This is a genomic window from Nocardiopsis sp. M1B1, assembly GCF_052466615.1.
This window is the reverse complement of sequence record NZ_CP196194.1, coordinates 5625124-5638473: the sequence shown is the minus strand read 5'-3', so window position 1 is coordinate 5638473 and position 13350 is coordinate 5625124. Positions and strand designations below refer to the sequence as shown.

Sequence of the window (13350 nt, the reverse complement as noted above, 5' to 3'; positions counted from 1 at the left end):
CACGGTGCTCCGCCCCTCGGCCGTCCGCCCTCTCAAGTCCGGCGGACGACGGGGACGCCGATCAGACCTCGGTGACGGCCTCGTCGTACTCCAGGCGCGGCAGGCGGTCGAACCACGCGTCCGGGCCCGGCCTGCCCACGTTCATGACCACCAGGGGCCGCAGCGTGGAGTCCTCGCCGAAGAACTCGCGGCGCACGCCCTCGGCGTCGAAGCCGGTCATCGGCCCGGCCGCCAAACCGGCGGCGCGCACGCCGAGGACCAGGTAGCCGATCTGGAGGAACGCGTTCTGCAGGGCCATGCTCTCGCGGGCCTCGACGGGCATCCCGGAGAAGTTGTCCCGGGCGTCGGGCGCGACGGGGAAGGTCTTCGGGAAGTGCTCGTGGAAGTCGGAGTCCGCGGACAGGATCAGGGTGAGCGGCGCCGTCGAGGTCTTGGGCGCGTTGTTGCCCGCCATGTGCGGCACGAGGCGCTCGCGGGCCGCGGCCGAGCGCACCACGGTGACCCGCAGGGGCTGGTTGTTCATGGCGGTCGGCCCGTACTTGACCAGGTCGTGGATCGCGCGGACCTGCTCCTCGGTCACGGGCTCGTCGGTGAAGCTGTTCGCGGTACGGGCGTCCCGGAAGAGCAGGTCCTGGGCCGCCTTGTCGAGTACCAGCGCGTCAGTCATGTGTTTCCTCGGTCGTGCTCGTGGTGTGGCGGGGGGCCGTGCGGAGTCGGCTCCGACACGGACCACAACACTTGTTGACGAGGAAGATATTTCTTGGATAGCTAGAAGTGGGGTCAATCACGCACGGGAGTGCGCTGGCGACTCCGCGGGGGCGGCACCACGGGCAGCGGTTCGCCCGAGGCCTCGTCCGCCCACGCCTCCAGGCGCTTGACGAACAGGCGCGCCTGGACCGGCCAGTGGAAGGAGGTCCGCGCGATCCGGTGCCCGGTGCGCGCCAGCTCGCGGCGCAGCTCCGCGTCCCGGCGCAGCCGCAGCACCGCCTCCGCCGCGGCCGACACGTCGCCGAACGGCACCACCAGGCCCGACGGGCCCTCCGGGCGGCCGGTCACCAGCTCCTGCGCCATCGGGTTGGGCGTGGTCACCACCGGCAGGCCGTGCGCCATGTACTCCACGACCTTGGTCGGCATCGAGTGCCGGTAGTTGGGCGTGTCGTGCAGCAGGCTCAGCCCCGCCATGGCGCCCGCGCAGATCCGCAGCGCCCGGTCGTTGGGCACGAACCCGTACCAGTGCAGGACGTCCTCCTGCTGGGCCTCGCGCAGCAGCGGCCGCACCCCGGCGTCGGCGCCGCCGATGACCTCCAGGCGCACGCCGTGCGGGCGCAGCATGCGCCCCAGCTCCACCAGTTCGCGCGCGCCGCGCGCCTCGGACACCTGGCCCAGGTACACGATCCGGTCGTCGCCCGGCTCGCGCGCCGGGAACTCCGGCACCTCGGTGGTGTTGGGCACCACCGGGTGCTCCATGCGGAACCGGGAGCGGTAACCCTCCTCGGCCAGCATCAGCCGCATCCGCCGCTCCGCGTGCCGCTCGAAGGAGCGCACCACCGTGCCCAGCGGGCGCCGCAGCGACCGGGGGACCCACGCCTTGGTGAGCAGGGCCGCCGCCGTGTCCTCGTGCACGTCCCACACCGTCACCGGGCGTCTGGACGGCAGGGCCAGCAGGAGTTCGGGGTCGTGGAAGAGGAGCAGGTCGGCCAGGGGCGCCTGCTCGGCGAGGACCGCGCGGGCGGCGCGCAGCGAGGCGAGCCGCTCGCGCCCCGAGGCGCGCGGCACGTCCACCGAACGCAGCTCCGACCACGGGGTCACCCCGCACTCGCGGAACGGCGCCACATAGGTCACGCTGTGTCCGGCGTCCAACAGGGCGCGGATCTGCCGGTGCAGGATCCGTGCGTCCTCCGGGTGGTGCACCACCGTGGCCACGAGCGCGTGCATCGAGTTCACCTACCTGTGTCGCCGTCTGAGGCCCTCTCGGGCGGATCGGCCTGGCCGCTCCTGTCGGAGCGGTATCAGCTCTTCGTCACGGTATTCAGCGGGAAAGACGCGCCGAGGAAAGCCCGGTGGCCGCACGGAGTGCAGCGGGTGAACCTTCGGCCGGGGGAAGGTGAACGCCGGAAGGCACGCCGATGAACGCGGTGTGCTCGCGGATCGGCGTGCCCGTCGGGACTGGTCCCTCAGCTCACAGGACCTCGATGCCCTCCCGCGTGACGTGGCGCCGCACCTGCGAGGGGACGGCGGAGTCCGTCTCGGGGTCGGGGCGGCGCAGTACGCCCCGGGTGTCCAGGAGCAGCCGCGCGTACTCCTCCAGCCGCTTGGGCCGGTACTCGGCGTGGTCGGTGAGCAGGATGGTCAGGTCGGCCTCGGCCAGGGCGCGGTCCAGGTCGGTGGACCTGGGCACGTCCACGCCGTCGACCTGCCAGGACTCCACGTGCGGGTCGTGGTAGGTCAGCGTGGCGCCCTTGGCGGCCAGCTTGCGCGCGACCGGCCGGGCCGGGGACTCGCGCTGGTCGGCGATGTCGGCCTTGTAGGTGACGCCCAGCAGCAGCACCTTGGAGCGCGACAGCGCCAGGCCGGAGTCGTTGAGCAGCTCCTGCGCCCGCTGGATGACGTAGGAGGGCATGCGGCCGTTGATCTCCTGGGCCAGCTCCACGAACCGGAACGGGTAGCCGAGGGTCTTGACCTTGTACGACAGGTAGTTCGGGTCGATGGGGATGCAGTGGCCGCCCACGCCCGGGCCCGGGTAGAAGGCCTGGAAGCCGAACGGCTTGGTGGCCGCCGCGGCGATGGAGTCCCACAGGTCCACGCCCAGCTCCTGGCAGAAGATGGCCATCTCGTTGACCAGGGCGATGTTGACGTGGCGGTAGGTGTTCTCCAGCAGCTTGGCCATCTCCGCCTCGCGGGTGCCGCGCGCCCGCACCACCGTGTTCACGAAGGCGCCGTAGAACTCCGCCGCGGCCTCCCCGCACTCCTGCGTCAGGCCGCCGACGACCTTGGGCGTGTTGGCCACGCCGAAGGTCGGGTTGCCGGGGTCGATGCGCTCGGGCGAGAAGGCCAGGTGGAAGTCGGCGCCCGCGACCAGGCCGGACTTCTCCAGCAGCGGGCGGACCACCTCCTCGGTGGTGCCGGGGTAGGTGGTCGACTCCAGGATGACCAGGGTGCCCGGCCGCAGCTGGGCGGCGATCGACTCGGCCGCGGACGTCACCGCGCCCAGGTCCGGGCCGCCCTCCGCCGACAGGGGCGTGGGCACGCAGATCACGATGGTGCGCGCGGCGGCCAGGCAGGCCGGGTCGGTGGTCGCGGTGAAACCGCGGTCCAGCATCCCGCGCACGTCCTCCCCGGAGAGGTCGTCCACGTGCGAGACGGCGCTGTTGAGCCCGTCGACGACGCGGTTGCTCACGTCCAGACCGGTGACCTTCAGGCCGGCGGACACGGCCTCGGCCGCAAGCGGCAGGCCGACGTAGCCGAGGCCGAGAACGACGAGGTCGCTGACCGCACCGGCGGACTGCTCGGAGACAAGGGCTGGGTTGGAGGCTGCGGCATCCACTCGTGGTCACACTCGCATTCATCTCGTGAACGGGCGTAAATAGCGGGAACTGCCATTGCTCAGTGCGTTAGACGTCTGAGTGTAGGCACGTGTTGTCCACACTTACGGGTTCTGGCCTGGTTCGGTCATTTCGCGAATCTGAACCCGATACGCCTGGTTGTAGCGGTATGCGGCCTCGGCCCAGGTGCGGTCGCTGACGAGATCGCGACCCGCACCGCCGTAGGAGATCCGCTTTTCATGACTGTAAGCGAGTTTTGTCAGCACATCGGCTAGGGTCGCCGATTCGCCTGCCGGAATTAACTCTCCTGTCACCCCCGGTTCCACGATCTCTCGCAACGCCGGGAGATCACTGGCCACCACCGGAAGCCCGCCCGCCATGGCCTCCACGGGTTTGAGCGGGGTGACCAGACGGCACACCCGCTCGTCGCGTCTGGGCACCGCGAACACGTCCAGCGCGGCGTGGTGGTCGCGCACCCGCGTGGCCGGGACGCGGCCGGTGAAGTGCGCGGCCCCCTCCAGACCCAGCGAGTCGGCCAGGGAGCGCAGCGCGGGCAGTTCGGGGCCGTCCCCCACGATCAGGGCGTGCGCCGCCTCCCCGCGTTCGCGCATCAGGGCCACCGCCTCCAGCAGCGTGTCCAGGCCCTCGTAGCCGAAGCAGCTGGTGGTGGTGCCCACCACGAAGTCCTCGCCGCCGATCCCCAGCTCGGCGCGCACCCCGGCGCCCGGGGGCAGCGGGGCCAGGAAGGAGGCGTCCACCGCGTTGGGCACCACCAGCAGGCGCTCGCGCGGCACGCCGCGCGCCTCGATGTCGGCGCGCATCGCCTCGCCCAGGGTGACCACCAGGTCGGCGGCCAGCATGCACTCGGTCTCGCTCGCGCGCTCGGCCCGGTAGAAGGCGTCGTCCACGCTGCGCGAGGGGTCGCGCGAGAGCCAGGACTCCTCCAGGAAGCCCCGCACCTCGTAGACCACCGGCAGACCGAACCTGCGCCCCAGCTCCAGGGCCAGGCGGGCGTTGTGGTGGTTGCTCGCGGCGTGCAGCACGTCGGGCCGCAGCGCCTCCACCAGCTCCGACCCCAGCCGCACCCCCGCGGCCAGCTCCTCCGCGGCGTCGGCGGGCGCGGTCCAGGGCAGGAGCCGGTGGTAGGGGATGCCGTCCACCCGCACCAGCGTGCGCGGGTCGGGAACGCCCTTGACCAGGGGGTACCCCGCCCTGGTGACCACGTGCACGTCCATCCCGGCCTCGCGCTGGGCGACCGCGATCTTGTGGGTGCGCTGGGTGTAGCCCGCGTTGGTGTGCGGCAGCGCGTTGGTCACCAGGTGCAGCACCCGCAGACCCGCTCCGGGTGACGCCGGGTCCCCGGCCACACGCCACCGTTCACCCTCCGACGCCTCCGGTCGCCGAGCGTTCACCGTGGCGTCGGGCGGCGTTCGTGGATCGCGGGTTAACGTGATGGCGTGACGGTCGGGCGACGTGGACGGGGGCGCGGCGACAGCGCGTCCCGTGGCCAGGGCCGTCCGATGCTCCGCGGCCTCTCGAAGAGCGCCCTCCGGAAGCTGTTCGACCAGTTCCCGGGCGGTGGCCGCGTCTCCCGCCGCCAGGCAGGACGCCACCAGGCGGCCTACCCGGCGGGGGGAGGCACCGCTCGCCGCGGCGAGCACCGCCTCGCGGGCGTCCGCGCGCCGGCCCTGGTCCCACAGGGCGTAGGCGCGGGCCCGGCCGCCCGCCCGGGAGGCCAGGGCGCGCACCGCGCGCCGGGGCGGACCGGGCGTCAGCCGCAGCGCCAGCAGCGGCAGCCGGGCCGGTTCGGCCCGCAGGTGTCGCCAGGCCAACGAGAGGGTGAACGTCGCCGCCCGCGGCCAGCGGGTGCGCGAACGCGGAACCTGGGATTCGGAAGCTTGGGTGTCATGCACGGTCAGTCACACAACCACGCGGACGTGACCGTACGGTGACACCACGGCGACACGGACGGGACGGCTCGGGCAAGGAACGCCGCCGGACCACACCAGCCCCGCCGGTCACGGCGGGAACACCACCCCAACAGAAGGAAACGTGAGAGCCGTGGCAACGAGTGCCCCCCTGGGGAGCCAGGACACCGGGATCGTGCACGTCGTCGGCGCGCGCCCCAACTTCGTCAAGGCAGCGCCCGTGGTCTCCGCCCTGCGCGGACGCGGCGCGCACCAGGCGGTCGTGCACACCGGCCAGCACTACGACGACCGCATGTCCGCGGTGTTCTTCCGCGACCTGGGCCTGCCCACCCCCGACGTCGACCTCGGCGTCGGCTCGGGCTCCCACGCCGCCCAGACCGCCGCGCTCATGGTGGGCCTGGAGAAGGAGTTCACCGAGCGCAGGCCCGGCATGGTGGTCGTCTACGGAGACGTCAACTCCACCGTGGCCGCGGCCCTGGTCGCCGCCAAGCTGCATGTCCCCGTCGCCCACGTGGAGGCGGGGCTGCGCTCCTTCGACAACACCATGCCCGAGGAGATCAACCGCCGCGTCACCGACCAGCTCAGCGACGTGTGCTTCGCCACCAGCCCGGAGGCCGTCGGCCACCTGGCCGCCGAGGGCGTCCCGCCCTCCCGCGTCCACCTGGTCGGCAACCCCATGATCGACACCCTCCTGGGCAACCTCGACCGCTTCGACGCCGACGCCCTGCGCGAGCGCCTGGACCTGCCCGAGCGCTACGTCGCCGCCACCCTGCACCGGCCCGCGAACGTGGACGACCCCGACACCGTCGCCCGCCTCGCCGCGCGCCTGCACGAGATCGCCGACCTCGCCGACGTGGTCATGCCCGTGCACCCGCGCGGCAAGGCCGCCTTCGACCGGGCCGGGCTCGGCGACCACCCGCGCGTGCGGCTCCTCGAACCCCTGGGCTACCTCGACTTCGTCGCGCTCACCCGCGGCGCCGCCGCCGTGGTCACCGACTCCGGCGGCGTCCAGGAGGAGACCACGATCCTCGGCGTCCCCTGCCTGACCCTGCGCCCCAACACCGAGCGCCCCGTCACCATCACCCACGGCACCAACCAGCTCGTCACGGAGGCCGACCTCCTCCAGGCCGTCACCAAGGTCCTGCACGGGCACAGCCCGGAGCGGATCGGCGACACCCCGCCCCTGTGGGACGGCCGCGCAGGGGAGCGCATCGCCTCCGTGCTCACCCAGTGGTCGAGGTGAACCCGATGACACACGAACACCGCGCACCCGTTCCCGCACCCAGGAACGCCAGCGCGCGGGAACGCGCCGTACGGGGCGCGGTCCCGGTCCAGGCACGCGGGGCGCGCCGAAGAGCGGCCCCGATTCCCCCGCAGCGGTCCAGGTGATCCACCATGGCACACGTCCCTCCAACCGTCCCGCACCCCAGGGGCCCCGCCGGGCCCGCGACACGCCTGGCCAAGGGCATCCGCACCCGGCCGGGAGCTCGTAGGGTGCACCGCACGTGGCAGTCGGACCCGACGCACGGCGCGGTGGTTTCGCCGAACCGAACCGAACACAAGGTGGCAGACCGTGAAACGGCGTGAACAGAGCCAGACCGAACAGCTCCGGCAGGCGCTGGCCGAGCGCGAGGCCCAGCTCCAGGAGGCGCGCAGCCGGCTCGCCGCCCTGGAGGGTTCCACCTCGCTCCAGGTGGGCAAGGCGCTCACGGCCGCCGCCAAGCGCCCCGGCCGGTCCCTGGTCAAACTTCCCCGTGACCTCTACCGCCTCTGGCGCAGCAGCGGCAACACCCGGCACACCGAGCGCCGCCGCCGCGGCGGCGCCGAGCCGGTCCGCTCCTTCGACGCCGAGCGCCAGGAGTCGCGCCTGCTCACCGGCCTGAGCGGCGGCAGCGAGGACCTGCTGGTCGTCGCCACGGTCGTCGGCCCCTCCATCGCGGAGGCGATCGACCCCTACGTGCGCGCGGTGCCGCTGCGCCCGCACGACGCCCAGATCGTCATGGACGGCGTCGACGTGGACCTGGTCCTGGTCTCGGCCTCGGCCGCCGCCCCCGGTTCGCCGTGGGCGCACGTGGGCGACCCCGCGGCCGCCGACCGCACCCGCGCCCTGCACTGGGTGCTGGAGTCCGCCGCCTCCCGAGGCATCCCCACGGTCCTGCTCGACGACGTCCCCTCGCCGCCCGCCCTGCGCGAGCTGGGCTTCGACAGGGTCCACCGGGGCGACGCCGGGGTCCCCCTGCACCTGTTCAACCCCGTGGCCGCCGACCTGACGCCCGGACCCGAGACGGTCTTCGTGCGGGTCCACCGCGAGGAGCCCGTCCCCGACGTCCTCGCCGAGCTGGGCGCGGGCGTGGTGGAGGCCGACTCGCGCGGCCTGGCCGACGCCCTGCGCGCCGCCAACGTCGCCGTCGTGGCGCCCCTGACCGCCGAGGAGCCCCGGCTGCACAGCCGGGCCTGGGCCTGCGGCACCCGCGCGGTGACCGCGGGGGAGGGCCTGGCCGTCACGGTGCCGCGCATGCGCGCGGAGGAGCCCACCGCGGCCGAGCAGCGGGGCATGCTCCGCCAGGTCTTCCTGCGCGAGGCCACCCCGGTCCGCCTCGCCGAGATCCTGGACGGCCTGGACTTCCCGCCCGGCACGCCCGGCCGTGAACTGCCGCTGCGCGGCCGGTCCGTGGCCGTCCTGGCCGACCCGGCGGGGGAGGCCGACGCCGACCGGCTCGCCGACGACCTGCTGGCCGCCGCGCTCAGGCCCGCCGAGGTGGTCGTGCCCGGCACGGCCTCCCGCCTGCCCGGGATCCAGCGGCTGCGGGCCGAGGGCGTCACCGTGCGCTCGGTGCGCTTCAACGCCCCGGACACCCCCGAGGAACTCACCCGCGACGAGCCCGGCGTCCGCGCCGGGGAGCCCTGGGCCGCCCTGGCCGAGCGCGCCACCGCGCCGTGGTCGCACCTGTGGACCGCCCCGGTCGGCCGCAGGCGCCTGGCCGACCTGGTGTGCGCTGTGGAGTGCACGGACGCCGACGCGGTCGGTACCGTCGACGCGTCGGCCGCCGAGCCGGGCGAGCACGGCTTCTTCGACCGTCCGGACACCGCGGACCGTCAGTACGTCTTCGTCAGCGCGGTCGTGCCGGAACTGGTCCGCACCACGCTGCTGAGGCGCGCCTGGGACCCGGCGGAGTGGAACCGCCGCGGCACCCGGCTCCTGGCCCTGGGCCCCGACCACGGCACGGGCGACGACGCGGAGGACCCCGTGTCCGACGCGGCCGACGCCTCGACCGGCGCCGTCGGATGAGCCGTACGGGCAACGAGAAAGCATCCGAAGGGAAGAACGTGAGCACACCGCCTCCGCGCGCACTCCTGTACGGGGACGTGGACCTCAACATCATCGACGGTTCCGCGATCTGGGCGCAGTCGATGGCGCAGGCCCTGGCCGCCGCCGGATGCGAGGTGACCCTGCTGCTGAAGGCGCCCGTGCGCACCGACCGGCTCACCGAGCCGCTCACCAGGGTGCCCGGGGTCCGGCTGCTGCGGCCCTACGAGGACAAGGCGCTGCCCGACCTGGGGCCGAGGGGGCTCACCCCGGAGCAGGCCGTCACCCTCATGACCAGGCACCACGAGCGCAAGCCCTTCGACCTCGTCGTCGTGCGCGGGCGCCGCCTGGCGGGGCTGGCCGCGCAGGAGGAGGCTCTGGCGGGCCGCCTGTGGACCTACCTGACCGACTTCCCGCACAGCGTGGGGGAGCTGACCGCGACCGCCACCGCCGAGCTCACCGAGATCGCGCTGGCCTCGCGGTTCCTGCTCTGCCAGACCGAGGAGCTGCGCGCCTTCCTGGAGTCGACGGTGCCCGCCGCCTGCGGCCGGTCGGTCCTGTTCCCGCCCGTGGTGGTCGTCCCCGAGGACGTGCGGGCCGACGGCGGGGCCGGCGGCCGCGCCCGCCTGGCCTACACCGGCAAGTTCGCGCCGCGCTGGAACACCCTGGAGATGACCGGGCTGCCCGCCGAGCTGGCGCGGCGCGGGGTGGACGCCGAACTGGTGATGATCGGCGACAAGATCCACGCCGAACCCGCCGACTGGGCCAAGAACATGCGCAGGGCCCTGGAGGGCACCCCGAACGTGGACTGGCGCGGCGGGATGTCGCGCGCCGAGGCGCTGCGCCAGGCCGCCGAGTGCGGCTTCGGGCTGTCCTGGCGCGACCCGTCCATGGACGCCAGCCTGGAGCTGTCCACCAAGGTGCTGGAGCTGGGCGCGCTCGGCCTGCCGGTGGTGCTCAACCGCACGCCCATGCACGAGGCCATGCTGGGCGCCGACTACCCGCTCTTCGCCGGGACCGACGTCGCCTCGGTCGCCGACGTGGTGGCCCGGGCCCACGGCGACCGCGCGGTTTACGCGGACGCCGCCGCGCGCTGCCGCGCCGCCGCGGCCGACCACACGCTGGAGCGGGCCGCCGAGCGGCTGCGCGGCTACCTCGCCGACGCCCTGCCGCCCGCCCCCGAGGGCGCCGACCCCGAGCGGCCGCTCAAGGTGGTCATCGCCGGGCACGACATGAAGTTCTTCACCCGCCTGGCCGAGTACCTGGACTCGCTGCCCGGCCTCGACGTGCGCATGGACGAGTGGGAGGGGCTGAGCACCCACGACCAGTACCGCTCCCGTGAGCTGGCCGCCTGGGCCGACGTCGTGATCTGCGAGTGGTGCGGGCCCAACGCGCTGTTCTACTCCAAGTGGAAGCGCCCCGACCAGCGGCTCATCGTGCGGCTGCACCGCTTCGAGCTCTACGCGGAGTGGCCCCGCAAGCTCGACATCGACAAGGTCGACGCGGTGGTGTGCGTGAGCCCCCACTACGCCGACCTGACCCGCGAGATCACCGGGTGGCCCGCCGGGAAGGTGGTCGTGGTCCCCAACTGGGTGGACGACGAGCAGCTCGGCCGCCCCAAGCTCCCCGGGGCCGAGTACTCCCTGGGCATGGTCGGCATCGCGCCCTCGCGCAAGCGGCTGGACCGGGGCCTGGACGTCATCGCCGAGCTGCGGCGCATGGACCCGCGGTACACGCTCTCGGTCAAGACCAAGCAGCCGTGGGAGTACTGGTGGATCTGGAACCGGCCGGAGGAGCGCGCCTACTTCGAGCGCGTCTACCGGCGGATCCAGCGCGACGAGCGCCTCGCCGCCGGGGTGGTGTTCGACCCCTTCGGGCCGGACGTGGCCACCTGGCTGCGACGGGTGGGCTTCATGCTCTCCACCAGCGACGACGAGTCCTTCCACCTGGCGCCCGCCGAGTGCGCCGCCTCGGGCGGCGTCCCCGCCCTGCTGCCGTGGCCGGGCGCGGACACCATCTACGACCCGCACTGGATCCACGACGACGCCGTGGCGATGGCCGAGGCCATCCACGCGACCGTCAGCGAGGGGCGGTTCTCCGCGGAGGCCGCGCGCGCACGCGAGGAGGTCACCACCGCCTACGGCCTGTCCCGGGTGCGGTCGCTGTGGAGCGACCTGGTGGTCCGCGGCAGGGCGCCCCAGGCGGAGCACTCCGCCGCGGCCGCGGGCGCCTGAGGCGCGGCGCGGGCCCGGGCCGACGCGTCGGCCCGGGCCCGCCGCCCCTCGCGGGTCCCCGGCGCCTAGGTTCCGTTTTTTGAAGCGGTCTCAGCTTGTGGGGGGTTGCGTTCGGGCGCCCACGGGGTTCTGGAGGTGGCGGAGGCGGGTTCGTGAGGAACGAGCGAACCCGCCGGAGACACCGAAGGTTCCCGTTCTCCGGGCGCCCGAACACAAGAAGGGCTGCGCGCAGCGTCCGTTGAGGGTGGTGGCGGGCGACGGGTGGGACGAAGCGGAGCGAAGGTCCAAAAACACTGCCTACACCGGGCCCGTCATCTTGGACAGGCCCCCCGCGCCCGCGGGCAGGAACAGCGCGAAGGTGGTCGGCTTGGTCTGCACCAGCTCGATCCGGGCCCCCTCGGACTCGGCGATGTGGCGGGCCAGGGCCAGGCCCAGCCCGGTCCCGCCCCCGCCGCTCACCTCGCGCTCGAAGATCCGGCCGGACAGGTGCTCGGGCACGCCCTCGCCCTCGTCGCTCACCTCGATGCGCACCGACTGCCCGGTGTCCAGCCGCCGGATGGTGACCGTTCCCGCGCCGTGCTTGTAGGCGTTCTCCACCAGGGTCGCGATGATCTGCGCGAGGTCGGCGGAGACGGTCATCGCGGTCAGCCCCGGGTCCCCGGTGACCAGCAGCCTGCGCTGCGCGGACTGGAAGACCGGCTGCCACTCCTCCTGGAGGTGGTGCAGGACGGGGTCGATCTCCACCGCCTCCACCTCGGGGTTCTGGCTCTTGCGGGCCCGTCCCAGCAGGCTCTCCACGGTCTCCACCAGGCGCTCGGTCTGGGCCAGGGCGGCCTCGCCCTCCTCACGGACCGCCTGGGGGTTGTCCGCCTCGGCCAGGATCTCCTCCAGGCGCATCGTCAGCGCGGTCAGCGGCGTGCGCAGCTGGTGCGAGGCGTCGGTCGCGAAGTGGCGCTCGGTGGCGATCAGCCCGGCGATGCGCTCGGCGCTGCGGTCCAGCACCTCCGCCACCCGGTCGGCCTCCGGTATCCCGTACCGGTGGCCCCACGGCGTGGTCACGCCCGAGCCCAGGCGCTCGGCGGTGGCCGCCAGGTCGAGCAGGGGCAGGGTCAGCCTGCGTGCCTGGAACATCGACAGGCCCACGGCGACGCCGATGGCCAGCAGGGACAGCGACGCGATCCCCATCCAGGCGCGGACCACGCTCTGCTGCACGCTCTCGGCGCTCATCCACACCTCGACGCGCGTGCCCCGGCCGGTGGTCGCGGTGGCCTTGAGCATGCTCGGGGAGTCGGGCGCCTCGGGGTTGAGCGCGGGATCGCCCGCGGTCACCGAGGTGGGCTGCTCCGCCGGAGTGATCCGGATGAAGCGGTGGGGATGGTCGCGGTCGAACTCGCCCAGGTCGAGCTGGCCGTGCAGCTCCAGCATGGTGTCGCTCTCGGCGCCGATCAGCTCCGCCTCGCCCTGGAGCTGGCGGGTGCTCTCGTCGTACACCAGCTTGTACGTGAGCGCGCCCAGGGGCAGCCCGAGCAGCATGACGGCGATGACGGTCACCACCAGGGTGGAGAAAACCATCCGCCTGCGCATGTCACCTCATGTCCGTGCGACCCGGAGGCGACCGACCGGCGCGGGGCGCCCCGAGAGGTCGCGTCAGTCTCGCTCGAACCGGAAGCCCACACCCCGGACGGTCGTGATGTACGACGGCTGGTTGGCGTCGTCCCCCAGCTTGCGGCGCAGCCAGGAGATGTGCATGTCCAGGGTCTTGGTCGAACCCCACCAGTTGGTGTCCCACACCTCGCGCATGATCTGCTCGCGGGTGACCACCTTGCCCGCGTCGCGGACGAGCACGCGCAGCAGGTCGAACTCCTTGGTGGTGAGCTGGAGCTCGCGTTCGCCGAGCCAGGCCCGGCGGGAGTCGTTGTCGATGCGCACGCCGTGCACGACGGGCACCTCGGCGCCGCCCCGGCGCAGCAGGGCGCGCACGCGCGCCAGGAGTTCGGCGAGCCGGAAGGGCTTGGTGACGTAGTCGTCGGCGCCCGCGTCGAGGCCGACGACGGTGTCGACCTCGTCGGCGCGGGCGGTCAGGATGAGGATCGGCGTTCCGTGACCCTCGGCCCGGAGCCGCCGCGCCACCTCGAGCCCGTCCATTTCGGGCAGCCCGAGATCCAGGACCATGAGGTCTATGTCTCCCGCACGGGCACGGTCGAGTGTCTCAACGCCGTTGACGGTCACGTCCACCGTGTAGCCCTCGCGCCGGAGCGCGCGCGCGAGAGGCTCGGAGATCGAGACATCGTCTTCGGCCAGCAAAACGCAGGTCATGTTGTCGATCGTAGGTCCGGGGG

Annotated in this window: 9 protein-coding genes; 3 read left to right on the top strand and 6 right to left on the bottom strand. The window is 73.3% G+C overall.

The window, feature by feature from the left end; translation table 11 throughout:
- Positions 1 to 61 precede the first annotated feature (61 nt).
- The 4 genes from ACSTA4_RS24380 to ACSTA4_RS24365 all read right to left on the bottom strand — a co-directional run bounded on the left by ACSTA4_RS24380 (position 62) and on the right by ACSTA4_RS24365 (position 5374).
- Entirely contained in the window at positions 62 to 667 is a 606-nt protein-coding gene (locus ACSTA4_RS24380) for a malonic semialdehyde reductase (protein WP_248771943.1), read from the bottom strand.
- Positions 668 to 780: 113 nt separating this feature from the next.
- Positions 781 to 1935, bottom strand: a complete 1155-nt coding sequence (locus tag ACSTA4_RS24375; RefSeq protein ID WP_444961162.1) for a glycosyltransferase — start codon at positions 1933 to 1935, stop codon at positions 781 to 783.
- A 244-nt stretch (positions 1936 to 2179) separates the two neighbouring features.
- Positions 2180 to 3544 carry a nucleotide sugar dehydrogenase gene (locus ACSTA4_RS24370; protein ID WP_444961161.1) on the bottom strand — a complete coding sequence of 455 codons (1365 nt, stop codon included), beginning with the start codon at positions 3542 to 3544 and terminating at the stop codon, positions 2180 to 2182.
- Positions 3545 to 3646: 102 nt separating this feature from the next.
- Positions 3647 to 5374, bottom strand: coding sequence for a glycosyltransferase family 4 protein (locus tag ACSTA4_RS24365; RefSeq protein WP_444961160.1), 1728 nt, complete (start codon positions 5372 to 5374; stop codon positions 3647 to 3649).
- Positions 5375 to 5603: 229 nt separating this feature from the next.
- On the opposite strand from ACSTA4_RS24365, the gene wecB reads away from it, so the two are divergent.
- From wecB to ACSTA4_RS24350, 3 genes are all read left to right on the top strand, one after another.
- Positions 5604 to 6713 (top strand): non-hydrolyzing UDP-N-acetylglucosamine 2-epimerase, encoded by a 1110-nt coding sequence (wecB, locus tag ACSTA4_RS24360; RefSeq protein ID WP_444961159.1) that lies wholly within the window; start codon positions 5604 to 5606, stop codon positions 6711 to 6713.
- Positions 6714 to 7043: 330 nt separating this feature from the next.
- On the top strand, positions 7044 to 8759 hold the full coding sequence (locus ACSTA4_RS24355) for a hypothetical protein (RefSeq protein ID WP_444961158.1): 1716 nt from the start codon (positions 7044 to 7046) through the stop codon (positions 8757 to 8759).
- Between the two features lie 38 nt (positions 8760 to 8797).
- Positions 8798 to 11011, top strand: a complete 2214-nt coding sequence (locus tag ACSTA4_RS24350; RefSeq protein ID WP_444961157.1) for a glycosyltransferase — start codon at positions 8798 to 8800, stop codon at positions 11009 to 11011.
- A gap of 297 nt (positions 11012 to 11308) precedes the next feature.
- Here the strand turns inward: ACSTA4_RS24350 and ACSTA4_RS24345 are convergent, their stop codons facing one another.
- Both ACSTA4_RS24345 and ACSTA4_RS24340 read right to left on the bottom strand, forming a co-directional pair.
- On the bottom strand, positions 11309 to 12595 hold the full coding sequence (locus ACSTA4_RS24345) for a sensor histidine kinase (RefSeq protein ID WP_444961156.1): 1287 nt from the start codon (positions 12593 to 12595) through the stop codon (positions 11309 to 11311).
- Positions 12596 to 12658: 63 nt separating this feature from the next.
- A complete protein-coding gene (locus tag ACSTA4_RS24340) occupies positions 12659 to 13327 on the bottom strand; it encodes a response regulator transcription factor (RefSeq protein ID WP_013154850.1) in 669 nt (222 codons plus the stop codon).
- Between the last annotated feature and the right edge of the window lie 23 nt (positions 13328 to 13350).

Excerpts from the sequence above, each read along its gene's own strand:
- ACSTA4_RS24380 (WP_248771943.1), bottom strand. The coding sequence starts at position 667 with ATGACTGACGCGCTGGTACTCGACAAGGCGGCCCAGGACCTGCTCTTC.
- ACSTA4_RS24375 (WP_444961162.1), bottom strand. The coding sequence starts at position 1,935 with ATGCACGCGCTCGTGGCCACGGTGGTGCACCACCCGGAGGACGCACGG.
- ACSTA4_RS24345 (WP_444961156.1), bottom strand. The coding sequence starts at position 12,595 with ATGCGCAGGCGGATGGTTTTCTCCACCCTGGTGGTGACCGTCATCGCC.
- ACSTA4_RS24340 (WP_013154850.1), bottom strand. The coding sequence starts at position 13,327 with ATGACCTGCGTTTTGCTGGCCGAAGACGATGTCTCGATCTCCGAGCCT.